General features: G+C 65.6%; 18 protein-coding genes. 12 read left to right on the forward strand and 6 right to left on the reverse strand.

Annotation, left to right across the window (positions count from 1 at the left end; genetic code table 11):
* The first annotated feature begins 31 nt into the window (after window positions 1–31).
* The 4 genes from J7E80_RS12100 to J7E80_RS12115 all read left to right on the forward strand — a co-directional run bounded on the left by J7E80_RS12100 (window position 32) and on the right by J7E80_RS12115 (window position 5,560).
* A complete protein-coding gene (locus J7E80_RS12100; protein ID WP_215051841.1) occupies window positions 32–2,722 on the forward strand; it encodes a GNAT family N-acetyltransferase in 2,691 nt (896 codons plus the stop codon).
* A gap of 43 nt (window positions 2,723–2,765) precedes the next feature.
* The gene (locus J7E80_RS12105) at window positions 2,766–3,509 is read left to right on the forward strand and encodes a DUF5998 family protein (protein ID WP_215051843.1); all 744 of its coding nucleotides are present in this window, start codon (window positions 2,766–2,768) and stop codon (window positions 3,507–3,509) included.
* Between the two features lie 109 nt (window positions 3,510–3,618).
* A complete protein-coding gene (locus J7E80_RS12110) occupies window positions 3,619–4,812 on the forward strand; it encodes an alkaline phosphatase family protein (protein ID WP_215051845.1) in 1,194 nt (397 codons plus the stop codon).
* A complete protein-coding gene (locus J7E80_RS12115; RefSeq protein ID WP_215051847.1) occupies window positions 4,805–5,560 on the forward strand; it encodes a thymidine kinase in 756 nt (251 codons plus the stop codon). Before J7E80_RS12110 ends, J7E80_RS12115 begins: the two co-directional genes overlap by 8 nt.
* Here the strand turns inward: J7E80_RS12115 and sepH are convergent.
* Window positions 5,557–6,990, reverse strand: a complete 1,434-nt coding sequence (gene sepH, locus J7E80_RS12120) for a septation protein SepH (protein ID WP_215051849.1) — start codon at window positions 6,988–6,990, stop codon at window positions 5,557–5,559. The two genes, J7E80_RS12115 and sepH, sit on opposite strands and share 4 nt — an antisense overlap.
* Before the next feature lie 302 nt (window positions 6,991–7,292).
* On the opposite strand from sepH, the gene J7E80_RS12125 reads away from it, so the two are divergent.
* Window positions 7,293–7,592: a DUF4193 domain-containing protein gene (locus J7E80_RS12125; RefSeq protein ID WP_215051851.1), complete on the forward strand. Its 300-nt coding sequence runs from the start codon at window positions 7,293–7,295 to the stop codon at window positions 7,590–7,592.
* 14 nt (window positions 7,593–7,606) lie between these two features.
* On the opposite strand, the gene J7E80_RS12130 is transcribed toward J7E80_RS12125, so the two are convergent.
* The gene (locus J7E80_RS12130; RefSeq protein WP_215051853.1) at window positions 7,607–8,095 is read right to left on the reverse strand and encodes a DUF3093 domain-containing protein; all 489 of its coding nucleotides are present in this window, start codon (window positions 8,093–8,095) and stop codon (window positions 7,607–7,609) included.
* 121 nt (window positions 8,096–8,216) lie between these two features.
* Here J7E80_RS12130 and dut point away from each other — a divergent pair, with 121 nt between their 5' ends.
* From dut to J7E80_RS12150, 4 genes are all read left to right on the forward strand, one after another.
* On the forward strand, window positions 8,217–8,759 hold the full coding sequence (dut, locus tag J7E80_RS12135) for a dUTP diphosphatase (protein WP_396020765.1): 543 nt from the start codon (window positions 8,217–8,219) through the stop codon (window positions 8,757–8,759).
* A 53-nt stretch (window positions 8,760–8,812) separates the two neighbouring features.
* On the forward strand, window positions 8,813–9,532 hold the full coding sequence (locus J7E80_RS12140) for a DUF3710 domain-containing protein (protein ID WP_215051855.1): 720 nt from the start codon (window positions 8,813–8,815) through the stop codon (window positions 9,530–9,532).
* An 88-nt stretch (window positions 9,533–9,620) separates the two neighbouring features.
* Window positions 9,621–9,863: a hypothetical protein gene (locus tag J7E80_RS12145; RefSeq protein WP_311380814.1), complete on the forward strand. Its 243-nt coding sequence runs from the start codon at window positions 9,621–9,623 to the stop codon at window positions 9,861–9,863.
* The gene (locus tag J7E80_RS12150) at window positions 9,860–10,618 is read left to right on the forward strand and encodes a DUF3159 domain-containing protein (protein WP_215051859.1); all 759 of its coding nucleotides are present in this window, start codon (window positions 9,860–9,862) and stop codon (window positions 10,616–10,618) included. Before J7E80_RS12145 ends, J7E80_RS12150 begins: the two co-directional genes overlap by 4 nt.
* Here J7E80_RS12150 and J7E80_RS12155 read toward each other — a convergent pair.
* Together J7E80_RS12155 and J7E80_RS12160 are read right to left on the reverse strand one after the other, a co-directional pair.
* Window positions 10,585–11,340: a TrkA family potassium uptake protein gene (locus tag J7E80_RS12155; protein WP_215051860.1), complete on the reverse strand. Its 756-nt coding sequence runs from the start codon at window positions 11,338–11,340 to the stop codon at window positions 10,585–10,587. The genes J7E80_RS12150 and J7E80_RS12155 overlap by 34 nt on opposite strands.
* On the reverse strand, window positions 11,341–12,012 hold the full coding sequence (locus J7E80_RS12160) for a TrkA family potassium uptake protein (RefSeq protein WP_215051862.1): 672 nt from the start codon (window positions 12,010–12,012) through the stop codon (window positions 11,341–11,343). It lies immediately after the preceding gene.
* Between the two features lie 94 nt (window positions 12,013–12,106).
* On the opposite strand from J7E80_RS12160, the gene J7E80_RS12165 reads away from it, so the two are divergent.
* The 3 genes from J7E80_RS12165 (at window position 12,107) to acnA (ending at window position 18,423) form a co-directional block, all read left to right on the forward strand.
* The gene (locus tag J7E80_RS12165) at window positions 12,107–14,083 is read left to right on the forward strand and encodes an APC family permease (protein ID WP_215051864.1); all 1,977 of its coding nucleotides are present in this window, start codon (window positions 12,107–12,109) and stop codon (window positions 14,081–14,083) included.
* Window positions 14,080–15,444, forward strand: a complete 1,365-nt coding sequence (locus tag J7E80_RS12170) for a class I SAM-dependent RNA methyltransferase (protein ID WP_215051871.1) — start codon at window positions 14,080–14,082, stop codon at window positions 15,442–15,444. Before J7E80_RS12165 ends, J7E80_RS12170 begins: the two co-directional genes overlap by 4 nt.
* A 168-nt stretch (window positions 15,445–15,612) precedes the next feature.
* Window positions 15,613–18,423 carry an aconitate hydratase AcnA gene (gene acnA / locus J7E80_RS12175; RefSeq protein WP_215051872.1) on the forward strand — a complete coding sequence of 937 codons (2,811 nt, stop codon included), beginning with the start codon at window positions 15,613–15,615 and terminating at the stop codon, window positions 18,421–18,423.
* A 411-nt stretch (window positions 18,424–18,834) separates the two neighbouring features.
* Here acnA and J7E80_RS12180 read toward each other — a convergent pair whose 3' ends face one another.
* Window positions 18,835–20,001 (reverse strand): macrolide family glycosyltransferase, encoded by a 1,167-nt coding sequence (locus J7E80_RS12180; RefSeq protein ID WP_215051874.1) that lies wholly within the window; start codon window positions 19,999–20,001, stop codon window positions 18,835–18,837.
* 162 nt (window positions 20,002–20,163) lie between these two features.
* Window positions 20,164–20,607: a carboxymuconolactone decarboxylase family protein gene (locus tag J7E80_RS12185; RefSeq protein ID WP_215051875.1), complete on the reverse strand. Its 444-nt coding sequence runs from the start codon at window positions 20,605–20,607 to the stop codon at window positions 20,164–20,166.
* Window positions 20,608–20,681: the final 74 nt, after the last annotated feature.

Raw genomic sequence — 20,681 nt, forward strand, 5'->3', positions numbered from 1 at the left:
GCACTTCGGGAGTCTTAGCTAGGCTAAGCCTATGGTGGAACAGCCCGCGGACGGCATTTATCCGGAATATTGGGAAGCCGATGTCGTCCTGCGGGATGGCGGGACGGCCCACCTGCGTCCGATTCATCCTACCGATGCGGACGCTGTACAGGCCTTCCACACCGGACAGTCGCAGAACTCAATTTACATGCGGTTCTTCGCATTCAAGGCACGCCTGTCCAACAAGGAGCTCAAGAGGTTCACGGAGGTGGACTACCGCGACCGGGTCGCCTTCGTGATCACCATCGGCGGTGAAATCATCGGGATCGGCCGCTACGACCGGCTGGACGATCCGGCCGAAGCCGAGGTGGCCTTCAACATCGCCGATGCGCACCAGGGCCGCGGCATCGGTTCCATCCTGCTCGAGCATCTTGCTGCAGCCGCCCGCGAAAACGGCATCCGGCGGTTCACCGCCGAGGTCCTGCCGGAAAACCGCAAAATGCTGATGGTCTTTTCCGACGCCGGCTATGACGTCAAACGACATTTCGACGACGGCGTCGTCAGCCTTGAGTTCAACATTGACCCCACCGACAAATCGAGGGCCGTGATGGAAGCCCGGGAACACCGCGCGGAGGCGAGGAGTGTGCAGGACCTGCTGGCGCCGTCGTCGGTTGCGGTGATCGGGGCGAGCCGCAAGTGGGGCACGGTGGGTTACCAGCTTCTCGAACACATCGTCGAGGGCGGCTTCACCGGTCCGGTTTATGCCATCAATCCGGAAGCGCTGGAGCTGGCCGGGATGCTGTCCTTTGGCAGTCTTTCTGAGGTCCCCGGGCCGGTGCAGCTGGCCATCGTGGCAGTGCCCTACGAGGAAGTCCCCACGGTGGTGGACGAGTGCGCGGCGGCGGGCGTCAAGGGGATCCTGGTGGCTTCGGCCGGATTCGCCGAAGACGGTGACCGCGGCCTGGTGCGCCAGCGGGCTTTGGTCCGCCAGGCCAGGGCCAACGGCATGAGGGTGATCGGCCCCGCATCGCTGGGCATGGTGAACACGCATCCCGCAGTGTCGCTGAACGCCTCCATGGCACCGAGCCTGGCCCGGCGCGGGGGACTGGGGCTCTTCAGCCAGTCCGCCGCGATCGGCGTAGCCCTGTATGCCGCATCCAGCCGGCGGCGCATCGGCATTTCCACATTCCTCTCGGCCGGCAACCGCGCCGACGTTTCCGGCAACGACTTGATGCAGTTCTGGGAGGACGACGCCGATACCACCGCCGTGGGTCTCTATCTGGAATCGATCGGCAATCCGCGCAAGTTCTCCCGGCTCGCCCGCCGCCTCGCCCTCAGTAAGCCCGTCATCGTGGCGAAGTCCAACTCCATGGGCTTGCAGCTGCCGCCCGGTCATGCGGTGCGGACAACCCAGGCGCCGGCCGGCGCCCTGGACGCGATGATGCGCCAGGCCGGGGTGATCCGGGTGGAGACAATTGAGCAGCTCATGGACGTCGCCCAGATCGTCTCCGGCCAGCCGCTTCCCAAAGGCGCCGGGGTGGCAGTGTTCAGCAACTCACGGGCGCTGGGAAAGGTGGTGGCGGACAGCGCGGCGGCGCACGGCCTGGGCGTGGAGGAGACCGTGACTGACCTGGACCTGGACGCCGGCATGTCGCAGGCGCTGCCTGCACTGCAGCACCGGCTGCGCGAGGCACTGGCCCAGGCGACCGTTCACGCAGGGGTGGTGGCTTTCCTGCCGGCCAGGGGACTGACAGTCGAGAACATCGCCGCTGCGCTCGCCGACTGCTCGGCGGAAGCCGGCAAACCCGTGGTCGCGGCCTTCACCGGCATCCTGGACCCTTCCGTTTACGTGGAAGGCATGGTGGGGGAGGAAGCCCCCGCACCGCCGGTCCCGTGCTACTCGAATCCGGGAGCCGCCGTCGCCGCGCTCGCCGCGGTGGTGCGTTATGCCGAGTGGGTGAACCGTGACCAGGGGCTCTTCGCAGATCCGGAGGGCTGCGATGCCGATGCCGCCGCCGATGACCTGGAGGTGCTGCTCAAGGACGTCCCGGGCGAGCAGCTGAAGGAACTCGGCCCCGCGGACGCCTCCCGGGTGCTGGGCCACTACGGAATCCAGGTGATGCCCTCCGCCGGTTTCGAGACAGCGGATGAAGCCGTGGCGGCCGCAGACCGGCTGGGCTGGCCCGTGGCCCTGAAGACGACGGACCCGACCCTGCGGCACCGGCTCGACCTCGGCGGTGTGCGGCTGGATATCCAGGATCCGGAATCCCTTCGGCTGAACATCCTGCAGATGCGGCGTGCGCTTGAGCCCTACGGTTCGTCGTCGCTGGAGGTACAGGCCATGGCCCCGGTGGGCCAGGCATGCACTTTCCGCGCGATTGAGGACCCGCTGCTCGGGCCGGTGGTCTCGTTCGGGCTGGCGGGTGACGCTGTGAACCTGCTCGATGACTGGGCGCACCGGGTGCCGCCCCTGTCCGGCGCCGACCTCCGGGATTTCATCCGGAGCCCCCGGGCGTCCCGAAAGCTGTTCGGCTACCAGGGGCTCCCCGCCGTCGACGTTGCCGCGCTCGAAGACCTGGCGGCGCGCCTGGCCCGGCTGAAGGACAGCCATCCGGAAATCGCGCTCGTGGAGTTCAACCCGGTCCTGGCCACGCCCCAGGGCGCGTTCATCCTGGCTGCGGAAGTCCGGATTGGCAACGCCGCCCAGCGCACGGACAGCGCTCGCAGGGCCATGCGCAGTTGACGCCTGGTTAGCATGTGCCAAGACGATCTGTGAAAATGGGGAAATGAGCTCCCAGCCTCCCACCTCGAAGCCTCAAGCGCCCGACCACAGCCCTCACGCTTCCATTCACCACAGCTCACACAATCACACCGCCCAGGGCCAGAGCCTGGACGGCGCCCTTCAGCAGGCCGCCTTCTACCCGCGGCTCGTGGCCGACGTCGTGGATGACGCACTCGACGGCCGGGACTGCGTGGCGCACCTCGTGCACCTCGAAACTCATTTTGACCGGGCCGAAGTCCGGCGCCACATCACCGTCCTGGTGCTGACCGAAGACATGCTGGTGATCACGCACGTGGATGACCAGCAGCTCGACGAGGCCGGCGAACAGATCGTGGCGCAGATTTCCACGGAGTCAGTGCCCGTGGCGCAGATCCGCTCCGTGGTCCTGAGCTACATGTATTCGCAGCCGCAGAACTACAAGCCGTCCGACCCTGTACGCGAGGTCACGCTATCCATCGCCTGGTCCGGCGGCCAGAGGCTCGAGATGGGCCCGGCAAGCTGCGGTGACCCCCAGTGCGAGGCGGACCACGGCTACAGTGGCACCATCGCCCAGGAGGACATCGTCCTGCGCATCAGCGCAGAGGCCGACGGACTGCAGGCGGTCCAGGACGCCAAGCTCTTTGCACGCGCACTGCGCGCCGTCAACACCGGTTCCGCCGCTCCCGTTCTACACGGCGCCCCGGCACAGCAGCCGCGTCCCCGCATGGGCGTTTTCTCGAACCGCCTGAGCCGCGGGCACCAGCGCTGAGATGGGTCCGGAACACGACTTTTCCTTTCCCGCAGCCCCGTCAGCGCCTGCCACGCCGTCAGCTCCTTCTACCCCTTCTACCCAGTCCAACCACTTCACGGCAACCGTGATGCCGCCGGCACCGGCCTATGGACAGCGTTCCATTGCCGAAGTGTTGAGCAGTGCCGCAGCGAGCATCGGAGTTGACGGCTTCGACAACAGGCTCGGTTTGCCGCAGGCCAAACGGATCTGTGTTGTCCTGGCTGACGGCCTGGGACGCAGCCTGCTGAAGCAGAAGTCCGCGCACACGCCCTTCCTTCGCGGCGTCATGCAGCAGGGGCAGGGCGGCGTGCCTGTGTGGCTCGATTCGGCATTCCCCTCCACGACTGCCGCCTCCCTTGCCAGCCTTGGCACAGGCCTCGCACCAGGCCAGCACGGACTCGTGGGCTACGACGTCCTCGATCCGTCCCAGGACAAAGTGGTCAACATGCTGGGTAACTGGGATACCGGCGTTGACCCGTACGACTGGCAGCCTTTCCCGACGGTTTTTGAACGCGCCGCAGAGCACGTTGACGTCACAACCGTCAGCCTTCCCCAATTCACTGATTCGCCCATGACGCGCGCTGCCCTGCGCGGCGGAAACTTCGTGTCCGCGATCACCTCGCACGCCCGGACCGCTGCTGCTGCTGAAGCGATGGCGGGTTCCGACGCGGCCCTGATGTACTTTTACGTGAACGACCTCGACAAGGCCGGTCACCGCTACGGATCCCAGTCGCCGCAGTGGGAACACCAGCTCGAAGAGCTGGACGCCACAGTCAAACGCCTGGACTCATCACTTCCGGCGGGAACCACCGTGCTTGTCACCGCCGATCACGGCATGCTCGATGTGCCCGAGCCGCAGCGGATCGACTACTCCGCCGATCCGGCGCTCGTCGCAGGTGTCCGGCACACCGCCGGTGAGCCCAGGATGCTGCACCTGTACCTTGAGGAGGACCCCCGGGGCGCGGATGGCGCCGCGGCCCGGCAGCGCCTGCTCGACGCCTGGCGGGGCCGGTTCGGTGACCGGATCTGGGCTTTTACCCGGGAACAAGCCATTGATGCCGGCCTCTTCGGGCCGGTTCGACCCGGCGTGGAGCGGCGGGCAGGCGACGTCATGATCGCAGCCCGCGATGCGCTGGCGTTCTACGACACGCGCCGCCAGCGGACCACCGCCATGGAGGTGGTGGGGCAGCACGGCTCCCTCACCAAGGCGGAGCGGGAAGTTCCGCTGCTCTGCTTCCAGGCTGCGGGCAAACCCGCACGACGCAGGGGAGCCCGTGGCTGAGCTCGTCTTTTTCTCGGGCACCATGGATTGCGGGAAGTCGACGCTTGCGCTTCAGATGGACTACAACCACCGTGCCCGCGGGCGCGGCGGAGTCCGCTTCAGCTGCAATGACCGTGCCGGCGGCTACCGGATCTCAAGCCGCCTCGGGCTCGAGACAGACGCCGTAGAGGTCCTGGACACCACTGATTTCTGGGACGAAGTGGTGCACCGGCGCACGCAAGGCATTCGCGTCGACTACCTCATCTGCGACGAAGCCCAGTTCTATTCGCCGGCCCAGGTGGAGCAACTGGCACGGGTCGTGGACGAAATCGATGTTGACGTCTTCGCGTTTGGCATCACGGCGGACTTCCGGACACGCCTGTTTCCCGGTTCGCAGCGGCTCATTGAGTTGGCGGACCGCGTGCAGGTGCTCCAGGTGGAGGCGCTGTGCTGGTGCGGCCGGCGTGCCACGCATAACGCCAGGACTGTGGACGGCGTCATGGTGACGGAGGGCGCCCAAGTTGTGGTGGGGGACGTCGAGATGGCCGGGGATGCGGCTCCAGGCGGCGCCGATTCAGCCGGACATGTGCCCGCTGTGGGCTATGAAACGCTGTGCCGTCGGCACTTCATGCGCCGCGTGACGGCCCACGGCGCAAACATCATGGCCCAGCAGGATCAGTTGCTTCCGTTCGAGGTTGACGCCTGCCTGTGGCAAGGAGCCGGCAGCCGCACCGGTGACGCGGCAGACACGGTTGACACCGAGGGCTAATCGCCCCTGGTGCCGAAGACGATTTCGTCCCAGCTCGGGACGCTGGACCGTTTGGGCCTGGATGGCTGGCGCTCAGGTTCGTCCCGGTCTGGGTCCTGGCGCGCCTGGTCTTGGCGTGACTGGTCCTGGCGCAGGGGTGCTCCCGGGTCCGTTATGGCCCTTCCGGTGTCCGGGCGCCGGCGGGTAGTTCCCCGTCCGAGCAGTTCGTCCAGCCCTGCATTGCCGGCGGCAGGACGGTCGGAACCCTCTGCCGGGCGGTTGACAGGCTTGTCGCCGGCGGCCGGGCCGGCGGTACCCTCCCTGCCCGCATTCCCAACCGGGCGCAGCGGGGACGGGACAATGGTGATTTCCCGCGTGTCTGTGCTGACGCCGTCGTGGAGCTTGAGCGAATCGTCGGCCGGCTCCTGGTGCTGGGGCGCGAGGCTGAGGCGGGACAGCATCGCAGGCCGGCCCTCGCGCCGGCGCATCAGCGGGCCGAACTCGGCAGCAGGGGAATCTGGCGCCTCCGTTTCGGTCGCTTCGTCTTCCGGCTCTTCCGTCTCCGCTTCGGAAGCGGCGGGAACTTCCGCAGGCCGGGGGTGCGCCGCCGGGACACCGTTGGTCAGCAGGAGCGCCAGAGCCTCGTCGCTGTCCTCGTCCAGGCCCAGCCGCTGGCCCCGCCGGGAGCGCAACATATCGAGCAGGCCGTCCGCTTCCTTCTGCTGTTCGGCACCGTGCTGGTCGGCGCCCTTCCGGGCCTTGGCCTCGGCGTCGGTTTCAAAGTCGAAGGGGCGGTCCGAAACGGCCGACAGCCGGCGCGCGGGCACGGGCCCGTCCAAAGGTTCCAGCTCGCTGAGCTGCTGGGCCCAACGGTTGGCATTCTGCAGAGACTTACGCGACGGATTGAACGTCCACATGGCCGGAGGCTCTTCGCCGATGCTGGCGTGGCCGCCGGGCTGGATTTCGAACCTGGCCACAACCGTCCAGGTCCCATCCGGGCGCCGCCAGGAATCCCATTCAAGCGTGGAGGATGCGATGCCGTGGGCGGTCAGGCGGTGGGCCACCATGTCGCCTAGCGTGGCAGGATTGTCGCCGAAAGCGGACCGGTAGATGTCATGGCCGGGGGCAGGAGATGCGACTTCCACTTTTCGAGCCTGCTGGGCCACGTACTCGCGTTCGGCCAGGACCGGGCCCTCATACCGTTCCACCTTTTCCAGCGGCATGCCGGACGCGGCGGCGACCTCGGCGGCCGTCGAGCCGCTGCGGATCCTTGCCTGAATATCGCGCGGCGACATGGCGACTACCGGCGCGGCCGAAGCCCGCACAGCAGGCCGGCTTGCCGCCAGCCGTAAAGCCTCGTTGATCGGCAGCTGGAACATCTCGCCGCCGGTGCCGCTCAACAGGAGATGCTCCCCGTCGTCGTGGACGCCTACAAGCCGTAGATCCTGCATACAATCCTCCACCCTGGCATTACTATCAATCGAAACTCTGCCACCGAAGCCCGACTTTTCGGGTTAGGACGAAGGGCGCGCCGCGAAATTCCGGGACTTTCGGGCGTCTGGACATGATGCCCACCGGCTGGGGCGGGACGTGCCCGTGAAGGTCAAGGCGTTCCTTCCCGCTTGAGCCGGGGCTATGGCTTTTCCTTGCGTCTTAGGGCAAAATGTGCCCCTAATCGGGCACTAACTGACCGGGTTCGGCGTTGTGCACGTTGGATTATCCACGCGAGTCGATGGAGTGAGAGCAGCAGACCATGGCGACAGACTATGACGCCCCGAGGAAGTCGGAAGAGGACCTCAGCGAGGATTCGATCGAGGAACTCAAGACCCGCCGCGCCGAAAAACCGACGGCGGTGATTGAGGAGGACGAAACCGACCTCGCCGAGGGATACGAGCTGCCCGGTGCAGACCTGTCGGGTGAGGAACTGCTGGTCCGCGTTCTGCCTGCCCAGGCCGACGAATTCACGTGTTCCTCCTGCTTCCTGGTCCGGCACCGTTCCCAGATCGCCCGCGAAAAGGACGGCCGACTCTACTGCCGGGACTGCGAAGGCTAAGGCTTATCCGCTGACTACTCCGTGGTGAGCACGGCGACCAGCTCATCCGGACGGCGGCTCGACGTCAGCCAGTACGGTGTGGGATCCGACGGGTCTTTGAGCTCGATGCGGACCACCGGATCGATCCAGCCGCGGATGCAGAGGTAGGCAAGCCCGTTGAGGCGTGTGCCGCGTTCGGCCGTTGCTTCCTTGTCGCGGAAGGCCTCCACCTTGCCGATGAGCCCGCGTTCAATGCTTGCCCGGCCCACCTGGAGTGTCCGGGTGGTGACGGTCACGGCCGGCGTGGACAGGATCAGCAGGGCAGCCTCAACGGCGAAGAGGACGGCCGCGGCCGTGAAGCCGGCCGCCGTACTGATGGGGGCGAACACCAGGATGCCGGCTCCCGCCAGGCCCGCGGCTACCAGCCAGATCCAGAATCCCGGCCACAGTTTTTCGGTGAATAGTACGGTGTCATCCTGTGACGGCTGATGGTGGGCAGGCATGGCTGCGCTTGATTCGGGCATGCACCCAGCTTTCCATCTTTGCCGTGGCATTTCATCCCGGTTGGTTCAGGCCCTGCAGGCCTCCTGCAAGCAGGACTGGGCAATAGGTTTGCACCGCTGCCGGGCGATAGAGTGAGGAACTGTGACTGAGGAAAAAACAGCCCTTAAGCCAACGCTGCAGCCTGCGGCCGCTGGAGCCGCGCCGCCCGCGGCAGAGTATGGAGCGCCAACTGTGCAGGTGCAACTGAAGATGCTCGACGACGGCCTGGAAGCGCCGTCGTACGCCCACCCCGGTGACGCGGGCGCCGATCTGCGCGCCCGCGAGGACGTAGTCCTCGAACCGGGCGAGCGGCGGCTCGTTCCCACGGGCGTCTCGATCGCCCTTCCGGACGGGTTCGTGGCGCTGATCCACCCGCGTTCAGGCCTTGCAACGAAACACGGCCTGACCGTGGTCAACGCCCCGGGAACAGTCGACGCGGGGTACCGCGGCGAAATCGCCGTGACGCTGCTGAATACGGACAGGGACAAGGCCATCGAGCTCCGCCGCGGCGATAGAATTGCACAAATGGTCATCCAGCGCGTGGAGTACGCGCAGTTCGTAGCGGTGGGGGAGCTGAGCGACTCCGTCCGCGGCGCCGGCGGCTTCGGCTCAACCGGCGGCTTTGCCGTTCCGGAGCTTAGGTAGTTACGCGCCCGCCGGGCCGACGCGACAAGATCACAACTAAGGAGACAAACCCCATGGTTTTTGGGCGTGGCAGGAAAGCCAAGAAGCAAGAGGCCGCAGAGCCGGAGGAAATCCGGGAGGGCATCGCGGCCGATTCAGCTGATGGCGCCACGGAAGCATCGGGCCGGAGCGTCACCGGCCCCTTCGACGTCTCCGAGATCAGCAGCAGGGACGGCTACGTGGACCTCGGCGCCCTGCTCATTGCGCCCCGCGACGGTCTTCAGCTTCGGCTTGAGGTCGAGGAGGCAACACAGCGGGTGGTGGCAGTGACCATGGACCTGGACGGGTCCAGCCTGCAACTGCAGGCTTTCGCCGCGCCGCGTTCGGAAGGTCTGTGGGACGAAATCCGCGAGCAGATCGGCCAGTCAGTGGGCAGCCAGGGCGGTCAGGTGGAAGAGATCCAAGGCGGCTTCGGCACAGAGCTCGTGGCCAAACTGCCCTCGGGAGCCAGCGACGGCAGCCAGGGATACCGTGTCGCCCGCTTCATCGGTGTCGACGGTCCGCGCTGGTTCCTCCGTGGCGTGTTCGGCGGGGAGGCGGCGCTGAACCGCGACGCCGCTGCCGGTCTTGAGGAGCTTTTCCGCCGGATCGTGGTGATCCGCGGTGACAACCCCATGCCGCCAAGGGATCTCCTGCAGCTGCGCCTACCCAAGGATGCAGCAGGACCTGCACCGCAGGGGAACCCGGAGTTCCAGCAGCCTGAGCGCGGCCCGGAGATTACGCAGATTGGTTAGTGCCGGCAGTCACCCGAACAACGCGCCGGTACCCATCAGCGGGCTGCCGGAGCGGGGGCGAGTTCTATGCCAGGGCTTCATCGAATCAGTGACTTACGTTCCCGCGAACCAGGTGGCGGCCTTCACCGCCATGGTGGTGGGGCACGACCGCCCGGCGCGGGAGGCGTCAGTCAGCGAGCGGCTGCGCGTTATCTGGCTGGGCCGCCGCCGAGTTCCCGGCATTGACCCGGGAACCGAAGTCCGTCTGGAAGGCATGCTGACGGTGCGGGACGGTGTGCCCACGATGTTCAATCCCCGCTACGAAATACTGTCCCGTCAGGAGCATCTATGACATTGCCTGAAAACCCCGAACCGGGAAGGGAAAAGCCGGAACCCAAGTCCGCCCCGGATGCTCCGGATTTTGCGGGACTCGCGGAGGGCTATGCCTCCAAGGCGGGGCTGCACCGCACGGACGACGGGCGTATTGACGTCCTCAAGAGCGCCGGCGGCTACCAGGGGATCGCCGAGAGCATCCTGCCCGGCCTCGTCTTCCTCGTTTCCTTCACCATCACGGCGGCTTTGACCCCGTCGCTCATCGCAGCGCTGGCCACAGCCGCCGTATTTACCGTGGTGCGGCTTGTCCAGCGCCGGCCCCTGACGCAGGCGCTGGCTGGCGTTGTGGGCGTCGGCATTTCCGCCTGGCTCGCCAACAGCACGGGCAAGGCGGAGGACTTCTACCTTCCCGGCTTCCTGACCAACGCGGCCTACATCATCGCGATGGTCATCTCGATTGCCACCAAGTGGCCCATCGCAGGGCTGCTTTTCGGATTCATCCGCAACGAAGGCCTGGAGTGGCGGCAAAGCCCGGCACGGGTGCGCGCGTATCAGCTGGGCACGTGGATCATCGTCGGCGTCCTGTGCCTTCGCCTTGTCGTGCAGGTGCCGCTGTACCTTATGGGCCCCGACGGCCTCGCCGCGCTGGCCACCACCAGGCTCGTCATGGGCGCGCCGCTGTACATCCTGGGCGTGTGGCTTGCCTGGCTCGTCACCCGGCCGGCAACCGTGCCCCTGGCTCAGCCTTCGAAGCCGTCGTCCTCGGGGGACTGATCCAGCCTCGTCTGCTGAGGGGCAAGCTCTGCCTCCCCCTCGCCCTGGTCTGATTCCTGTGCCGATCCGGGGGACAGCAGCTCCCGCAACTGGTCTTCAGCGGCAATGGTGGTGACGAAGAACAGCTCGTCGCCGCCGTCGATGACGTCGTCCCTGCTGGGGGTGATCGGCGCCTGGTCGCGAAGGATAGCCACCAGCGTTGAGTCCTCCGGCCAGTCGATCCCTCCCACGGTCAGCCCGATGGCATGCGAGTCGTGCGGCACCGTGAACTCGACGAGGGATGACACCCCGGTCTGAAGCGTGAGCAGGCGGACGAGGTCGCCAATCTCCACGGCTTCCTCGACCAGTGCCGTCATGAGCTGCGGCGTGTTGACCGCGACGTCGACGCCCCAGGAGTCATTGAACATCCAGTCATTCTTCGGGTTGTTGACCCGGCCCACCGTGCGCCCGACGCCAAATTCGGTCTTGGCCAGCAGCGAAACGACGAGGTTGACTTTGTCATCGCCGGTGGCCGAGACCACCACATCTGCGTCTTCGAGCTTCGCGTCCTGCAGCGTGCTCAGTTCACACGCGTCGCCGACCAGCCAGTGCGCCCCCCGCAGACCGCTGCGGCCGATGACCTCCGGCTTGAGATCGATGAGCAGGATCTCGTGCTTGTGTGCCAGCAGTTCACGGGCGATCGAGGAACCGACGCTTCCGGCTCCGACGATGACGACTTTCACTTAGGACTCCTTGGCAGGTGCTTTGGCGAGAAGGTGGGCTACTTCGGCGCTGCGGTCCAGATGCATCATGGCGTGGACCGTGTCGCCGTCCTGGTAAGAGGTGCCCGGCGCCGGAAGCATTCCTTCGCCGAACCGTGTGAGGTACGCGATGCGTACGTCGGCGGCCTTTTCGATCGAGGACACCGAGTGACCAATCCAGCCTGGATCGAGGTCGAGTTCGGCGAGGACGAGCCGGCCGGAGGGTTCACGGAAATCTCCCGCGAGGTGCTGTTCGGGGAGGATGCGGCGCAGCACCTGGTCGGCGCTCCAACGCACCGCCGCCACGGTGGGGATGCCCAGGCGCTGGTAGATCTCGGCGCGGCCTGGATCGTAGATGCGGGCCACGACGTGGGGAACGTGGAAGGTCTCCCGTGCGACGCGGGTGGCAAGGATGTTCGAGTTGTCGCCGCTGGAGACTGCGGCGAAGGCGTAGGCCTCGGCGACGCCAGCCTGCATCAGGGTGTCCCGGTCGAAACCGACGCCGGTGACCTTACGGCCCGTGAAGCCGGAGCGGAGCCGGCGGAAGGCCCGGTCGTCCTGGTCGATGATGGCCACCGAATGGCCTGCATCCTCGAGCGTATGAGCGAGGGTAGCCCCGACGCGTCCACAACCCATGATCACGAAGTGCGCCACCCGTGTCTCCTCCAGTTATCGCCTGCTGCTCCGTAAGACTCTACCGCCGGTTACCCGCCATGACATCGCGCGGGAATCAGACTAACTTTGTGTGGTGCTGACAATTCTGAATGCGGTGAAGCGGGTGCTGGTGGGGAGGCCCTTCCGGAACGACCGGCTGCCCCACACGCTCCTGCCGAAGCGGATTGCGCTGCCGGTCTTTGCCTCGGATGCGTTGTCGTCCGTCGCGTATGCGCCGGACGAGATCCTGCTGACGCTCGCATTGGCCGGTGTCAGTGCCGTGGCCTTCTCTCCGCTGGTGGGTCTGGCGGTCATGGTGGTACTGCTGACGGTTGTCGCCTCCTACCGTCAGAACGTCCATGCCTATCCTTCGGGCGGCGGGGACTACGAAATCGCCAACGTCAACCTCGGGAAGCATGCCGGACTGACCGTGGCGTCAGCCCTGCTCGTGGACTACGTCCTCACGGTGGCCGTTTCCATGTCATCCGCGGCCACCTACCTGACCGCCGCGATTCCGTCGCTCCACGGGCAGCAGGCCATGTGGGCCAGCGTGGGCGTCGCGGGGCTGGCCCTGGTGAACCTTCGCGGCATCAAGGAAGCCGGAACAGCCTTTGCCGTTCCCACCTACATCTTCATGGCGTCGATTCTGGGCATGACCGCCGTCGGGATCTTCCAGGCCGCAACGGGCCAGCTCGGCGAGGCGCCGTCAGCCGCCTTCACGATTGTTCCGGCGCCGGGCTTCGATGAAGGCCTGGTGGGCCTGGCCGGTGCATTCCTGCTCCTGCGCGCCTTCTCCTCGGGAGCTGCGGCGCTGACCGGCGTGGAAGCCATCAGCAACGGAGTGCCCAACTTCCAAAAGCCCAAGAGCAAGAACGCAGCCACCACGCTGCTGCTGCTCGGAGTCATTGCCTCGGCCATGCTGGCCGGCATCATCTACCTTGCCAATGCGACAAAAGTGCACATCGTGCTGGATCCCGCCCGGGAGTTCCTCGTGAATGGCCAGCCCCTCCCGGAGGGCTACATCCAGAGCCCGGCCATCAGCCAGATTGCACAGACGATCTTCGGGCCCGGGTCCATCCCGTTTTATCTGGTAGTCGCCGCCACTGGAGTGATCCTGGTCTTCGCCTCCAACACCGCTTTCAACGGCTTCCCGGTTCTCGGCTCCATCCTTGCCCAGGACGGCTACCTGCCCCGCCAGCTGCGTACCCGCGGTGACCGGCTCGCGTTCAGCAACGGCGTGCTGGCGCTGGCCGCCGGCGCACTCGTGCTCATCATTGCCTTCAATGCCGACGTCACCAAGCTCATCCAGCTCTACATTGTTGGCGTCTTCATCTCCTTCACCGCCAGCCAGCTGGGAATGGTGCGGCACTGGGGCCGGGAGCTCAAACTGGCCAGGAACAAGGCCGTGCGCCTCCGGATGATCAAATCCCGCACCATCAACATGATCGGCTTCGGCATGACAGCGCTGGTCCTGGCGATCGTGCTCATCACGAAGTTCGAACAGGGCGCGTGGATCGCGCTCCTGGCAATGTTCGTCCTGTACCTGATCATGTGGAGCATCCGGGCGCACTACGACACCGTGGCCAAGGAACTCGCCGTGGACGAGGACTCCTCGCCGCGGGCGCTGCCCACCAGGGTCCACGCCGTGCTGCTCGTCTCGCACGTCCGCAAGCCCGTCCTCCGTGCCCTGGCATATGCGCGTGCCTCACGGCCATCCCGGTTGGACGCGATCACCGTGGACATCAACGAGGAGGAAACCGCACACACGCTCGCCGACTGGGAAAAACTGGATATCCCGGTGCCGCTGACCGTGCTCGCCAGCCCATACCGCGAGACCGTCACGCCCATCATGGAGTACATCAAGAACATGCGCCGCGATTCTCCCCGCGACCTGATCGTGGTCTACATACCGGAATATGTCGTGGGCAAATGGTGGGAGCAGCTGGTCCACAACCAGACGGCGTTGCGGATCAAGACCAGGCTCCACTTTGAACCCGGCGTCATGGTGGCCAGCGTTCCCTGGCAGCTCAAATCCTCCGAAGAAGCAAAGAAACTGCAGGACATCCAATGAAACCCGACACCCAGGCCACCTCAACCGGAGTTGAACTCGTGGTGGACATCGGCCCCGTCGCCCACGGCGGCCACTGCGTCGCCCGGCATGAGGGCCGAGTTGTTTTCGTCCGCCACGGCATCCCCGGTGAAAAGGCCAGGGTGCGCCTGACGGACGCGGGGGAGTCGGCCAAATTCTGGCGCGGCGATGTCGTCGAGGTCCTGGAACCGTCGCCCGACCGTGTCTCGCACTTCTGGCAGGTGGCTGATTCACTCGCTTCATGGGAGCACGGACGCCCGCCGGTCGGAGGCGCAGAACTGGGGCACATCGCCCTGTCCCGCCAACGGAGCCTCAAGTCCGAGGTGCTGGCCGAACAGCTTAAGCGGCTCGCCGGCGTCGAACTCTCACCGGACGTGGAACCGGTGGGCGCCGTCGCGGCCAGCGCGGAAACGAACGACGGCGGCGCGGGTCTCGCGTGGCGGACGCGGGCCGGATTTGCGGTCACCACCGGCGGCAAGCTGGGCATGCACGCCCACCGTTCGGACCAGGTCATTCCGGTCCGGGAAATGCCGCTGGCAGTCGCGGCAATCAATGATCTGCGCCTGTGGGACATCGACCTGCAGGGCATTGACCGGGTGGAAGTGGCGGCACCGGCCAACGGTTCGCGGCCTCTCGTGCTCCTGGTGCCAACGCCGGGAACCAAGGCCAAACGGCTCAGCGCCATCCTGGCCCAGCTTCCCGCGGACGTATCCGTGGCAAGCTACGATCCCCTGAAAGACGAAACACTGCAGTTGCGGGGCCGCACTTGGGTGCAGGAATCGGCTGCCGGCCACGACTACCGGGTCACCGGCGCCGGATTCTGGCAGATCCACCGCGATGCCCCGGAAACTTTGGTGGGCGCCGTCGCCGGCTTCCTGCACGACGGCGGGTTCCTGGCACAGGGCGCGGCGGTGGCCGATCTCTATGCCGGTGCCGGGCTGTTTACCGCACCGCTTGCCGACGCTGTCGGCGAGACCGGTTCGGTGCTTTCGGTGGAAGGCGCGCCGGGGACAAGCAGGGACGCGCGGAAAAACCTCCATGGCGCACCACAGGTGGAGATCGTCCAGGGCCGGGTGGAGCGGGTGCTGCGCCAGCGGCCGCGGAACTTTGATGCAGTGCTGCTGGACCCGCCCCGCGCCGGCGCCGGCAAGGCCGTCGTCGACCAGCTCATGACCGCCAACCCACGCGCCATCGCCTACGTTTCCTGCGATCCGGCGTCATTTGCCCGGGATGTCGGATACTTCCAGCAGGGCGGCTGGCAACTGGCGAAGCTCAGGGCGTTCGATCTGTACCCGCACACACACCACCTGGAGACGGTGGCCCTGCTGACTCCCCGTGATTGATGCCACTAGGATGGGCTGGTAGTCTCACGTCGCGCATCGTATTCACCGCGGACCCCATGCAATTTGTACAGACTGCAATTTGTACAGTCCTGGACTAGTTAGGCAGGCCTAACTAGTAAGCGGTCTACCGCGCGACAAAGATGAAACTGTTGCGAGAGGAGTCCTGCGATGAGCACTGTGGACAGCTTCGGTTCAAAAGGCAAACTTAATGTAGCCGGAACCGAATACGAAATTTTCCGGTTGAACTCCGTTGAAGGGTCAGAAAACCTTCCGTTCAGCCTCAAGGTATTGCTTGAAAACCTGTTGAGGACCGAGGACGGCGCGAACATCACTGCCGATCACGTTCGCGCCCTGGCAGGCTGGGATCCTAACGCCCAGCCCGACACCGAAATCCAGTTCACGCCCGCACGCGTGATCATGCAGGATTTCACCGGCGTTCCCTGCGTGGTGGACCTTGCCACCATGCGCGAGGCCGTGAAGGAGCTTGGCGGCGATCCGAAGAGGGTGAACCCGCTGGCACCCGCGGAGATGGTCATTGACCACTCCGTGCAGATCGATGCTTTCGGAAACTCCGGCGCGCTGGAGCGCAACATGGAGATTGAATACCAGCGCAATGGTGAGCGCTACCAGTTCCTGCGCTGGGGACAGACTGCCTTCGATGACTTCAAGGTCGTCCCGCCGGGAACCGGCATCGTGCACCAGGTCAACATCGAATACCTCGCCCGCACGGTAATGACCCGTGAAGTCGACGGAGCGCTGCGCGCCTACCCGGACACCTGCGTCGGCACCGACTCGCACACCACCATGGTCAACGGCCTGGGCGTGCTTGGCTGGGGCGTTGGCGGCATCGAAGCCGAAGCGGCCATGCTGGGCCAGCCGGTATCCATGCTTATCCCGCGCGTTGTCGGCTTCAAGCTGACCGGATCCATCCCCGCTGGTGCCACCGCCACGGACGTGGTCCTGACCATCACCGAACAGCTGCGCAAGCACGGCGTTGTGGGCAAGTTCGTTGAATTCTATGGCGAGGGTGTGGCCGAAGTTCCGCTGGCCAACCGCGCCACCATCGGCAACATGAGCCCGGAGTTCGGCTCCACGGCCGCAATGTTCCCGATCGACGACGTCACACTCGAGTACCTGCGCCTCACCGGCCGCTCGGACGAGAACGTGGCCCTGGTTGAGGCGTACGCCAAGGAGCAGGGCCTCTGGCACGATCCCTCCAAGGAGATTAAGTTCTCGGAGTACCTCGAGCTTGACCTGTCCACCGTCGTTCCGTCCATCTCCGGCCCGAAGCGTCCCCAGGACCGCATCGAGCTTACGGACGCCAAGGAGCAGTTCCGCAAGGACATCCACAACTACGTCACGCTCGAAGACGGCAGCGTGGACGAGTCCCTGGACGAGTCCTTCCCCGCGTCGGACGCGCCGTCGTTCACCCACGCCGACTCCCACCCGACTGAGTCGGCACGCGTTGTTTCCGCTGCCAACGGTTCCGAGGGCCGCCCGTCCAGCCCCGTCCACATCGCGATGGAAGACGGCCGGGAGTTCGAGCTGGACCACGGCGCAGTGTCGATCGCTTCGATCACGTCCTGCACCAACACGTCCAACCCCTCGGTGATGCTGGCGGCCGCGCTGCTGGCCCGCAACGCCGTCAACAAGGGCCTTGCCGCCAAGCCGTGGGTCAAGACCTCCGTCGCCCCGGGCTCCAAGGTTGTCACCGACTACTACGAGAAGTCGGGCCTGACCCCCTACCTGGAGAAGCTCGGCTTCTACATCGTGGGTTACGGCTGCGCCACCTGCATCGGCAACTCCGGACCGCTGGACGCTGAAATCTCCGAGGCCATCCAGGCCAACGACCTTTCCGTAACCGCTGTCCTGTCGGGTAACCGCAACTTCGAAGGCCGGATCAACCCGGACGTGAAGATGAACTACCTGGCCTCCCCGCCGCTGGTCATCGCCTACGCCCTCGCCGGTTCCATGGACTTCGACTTCGACACCGATGCCCTCGGCCAGGATGAGGCCGGCAACGACGTCTTCCTGAAGGACATCTGGCCGAACCCGGTCGAGGTCCAGCAGGTCATCGATTCCTCGATCGACAAGGAAATGTTCGCGCGCGGCTACGAGGGTGTCTTCGACGGCGACGACCGCTGGAAGGCCCTTGACACGCCCGCAGGTGACACCTTCGCCTGGGATCCGAACTCGACGTATGTCCGGAAGCCCCCGTACTTCGAGGGCATGAAGGCACAGCCGGAGCCGGTCAAGGACATCACCGGAGCCCGTGTGCTGCTCAAGCTGGGCGATTCGGTCACCACCGACCACATCTCCCCGGCCGGCTCCTTCAAGTCGGACACCCCGGCGGGCCAGTACCTGCTGGCCAACGGTGTGGAGCGCAAGGACTTCAACTCCTACGGCTCGCGCCGTGGTAACCACGAGGTCATGATCCGCGGTACCTTCGCCAACATCCGCATCAAGAACCAGCTGCTGGACGGCGTGGAGGGCGGCTTCACCCGCGACTTCACCCAGGCTGATGGCCCGCAGGCCTTCGTCTACGACGCCGCTCAGAACTACCAGGCTGCCGGCACCCCGCTCGTGGTCCTGGCCGGCAAGGAGTACGGCTCCGGCTCATCCCGTGACTGGGCTGCCAAGGGCACCGCGCTCCTGGGCGTCAAGGCCGTCATCGCAGAGAGCTACGAGCGCATCCACCGCTCCAACCTCATCGGCATGGGTGTCCTTCCGCTGCAGTTCCCGGCCGGCGAGTCCGCTGCCACGCTCGGACTGACAGGGACGGAGACCTTTGCTGTTGAGGGCGTCACCGCCCTGAACGAAGGCACCACGCCCAAGACCCTCAAGGTCACCGCAACCGCCGAAGACGGCACCGCCAAGTCGTTCGATGCCGTACTTCGCATCGACACGCCGGGCGAAGCCGACTACTACCGCAACGGCGGCATCCTGCAGTACGTGCTTCGGCAAATTAGCGGTTCCTGAGCTGATCGGCTCGGACCCCAGAGGATCTGGTCGCTGACTCGCTGCCATCGGCGGTCACACTAGAGTCTCGCACATGCGCCCCGTCAGGCTTCGGCCTGGCGGGGCGCTTGCTGTTTCATATTGATCGAGTAGCCCGGGGGAGAGGGGCTCGCGACCCCAGCCCCACGCGGCACCAACACGAATGAACGCGGCGAAGTTCTTAGTCCGGTGCCGCTCAATGCCAGACCTGGCCGCACCAGCAGCGGCCATCCTTGTGCTCCTAGATGACGAGGATGCGTTCCTTACCGAGCAGGATTTTGTCTTCGTGGCTAGACATGGGTCCAGTGCTGTATCAGCGCGGCTGCCGGTAGGGGCGCTCTCGTCGCCGACTATCGAGCCCTCGCTCCTGCACCCACTGGTGTGGGCCGCTGCTCAGCGACTCTGGAACGACGGCCATCTTCGGCAAGCGGTTGCTGCTTCCGCGGAAGCAGTCAGCGGCCAAATGAAGCAGCTCACGGGCCGGAACAACACAAGCGATACGTCACCGGCCTCCACGACCCGGCCGGCAACCATCGGCTGTTCGGCGCCCTGCGGGATCACCAGCATCGGAACGCCGGCATACATCGCCTCGTTGACGCTGTTCATCCCGCCATGGGTGACGAACAGTGCCGCGCGGGCCAGCACCTCCAGTTGTGGCACGAAGCGGCTGGCCACGACGTTGGCAGGCAACGGTCCCAGCAGTGCGGGATCGGTCTGCCCGGTGGAGACGACCACCGTCCCGCCCAGCGGGGCTAACGCGTTTGCGAAGGTGCGAAGCAGTTGCGGGTCCGCCTTGAAAATCGTGCCCAGTGAGGCGAACAGCACCGGGTCCTGCAGGAGATCGGGCGTGAACAACGGATCGATTGGACGGGCCCCGAGGCTCGGGCGGACGAACCGGTACGACTCGTCGAAGTTCTCGACGTCAGGCTGGAACGCACGGGATGTATAGACGAGATTGAGCGGCTGCCGGATGTTTCCCAGGTCAAACAGCGGTAACCCGCGCGTGTTGAAGCGGCGGAGCAGTCGCCAGCGCGACCAGAGATATCCGATGAGGCGTCCTGGCCGGTTCATCGCCCCGGCCAGCAGTGACCAGGAGCCTCGAGTAGGACTGGGGACATGCCGGTTGAATGCGAACGTGGTGAAGGACGACGCCGCCGGCACGCCGAGTTCGTTGGCGGCCACTGCGCCCCGCAGACAAGCGGAGTCATGGACGATAAGGTCCGGCCGCATGCCTCGAAGATCAGCGAGCACAGCCGGCAGCACGCGGACGGCAGTACGGGCAAGCCCCTCCAACAGCGCGGCTGGAACGGGCGGATCGGGGAGCAGCTGGTCGCCCCCTGGGTAAAGGCGCACCGTCGCACCAGTGGCGGCAATCGCCTCGCTGAACGCGGGCGAGGTGTGATACGTAACGGAGTGACCGCGACGAACAAGCTCGGCCACAATCGGCAGCGTCGGGTCGACGCGTCCGTGCATAGCGATGTTCAGGAATGCGATGGTACTCGGGCCGCCCGATGCGGGATCCGGTGTATCGCCCGGGCCTGCGCCCTGGTCGCCCGTCATGGTCCGACACCTGTCCTGGCCACAAGCAGAGTCGCTCCCGCTGACGCGGAAGCGTCACCATCAGGTTGGCCTCCGGCACGTGACCTCATGATCCACGGTCCCCACCACGTGTTGGAGTGGTTCACTGACGACTCCCCGAGCCGAGCCTCGGCATGCCCGAGGTCAGTTGCGGACATCGTAGTGGCTGGAGATTGCCACCCGGTTGAACGCGTTGATTGTGATGGCCACCCATTCCACTGCGGCTATCTGGTCGTCGTTGAGGGCTGCCACTTCGTCTTGAGGCAGGGTCAGCCGGTCGGAGATCAGGGTGGTGCTCTCGGCGATGGCAAGGGCATGTCGCTCTTCTGGGGTGAAGTACTGGGTATCCCGCCAGGCGGGCAGGACGGCGAGTCGGTCCTGGGTTTCGCCGTGGGAGATGGCGTCGCGGATGTGCATTCTCAGGCAAAACGCGCAGCCGTTGATTTGGGAGCAGCGAATCTTGACGAGCTCGATGAGGAGGGGTTCCAGGCCTGCCACGCCGGCCGCGGTAGAGGACTCGTCGTTAAGAAGCAGCAAGGTCTTGTATGCCGCTGGTACGGCCTGGTTCAAGCGAATGTGATTGCCCATTGCGGTCTGCTTTCAGAAAGTATTGTCTTGCATCGAAAATGCTGGGGAGTGGGGAGCGGAGTGCCCTTCAGCGT

Source organism: Arthrobacter sp. ISL-28 (assembly GCF_018613875.1).
Lineage (GTDB): Bacteria > Actinomycetota > Actinomycetes > Actinomycetales > Micrococcaceae > Arthrobacter.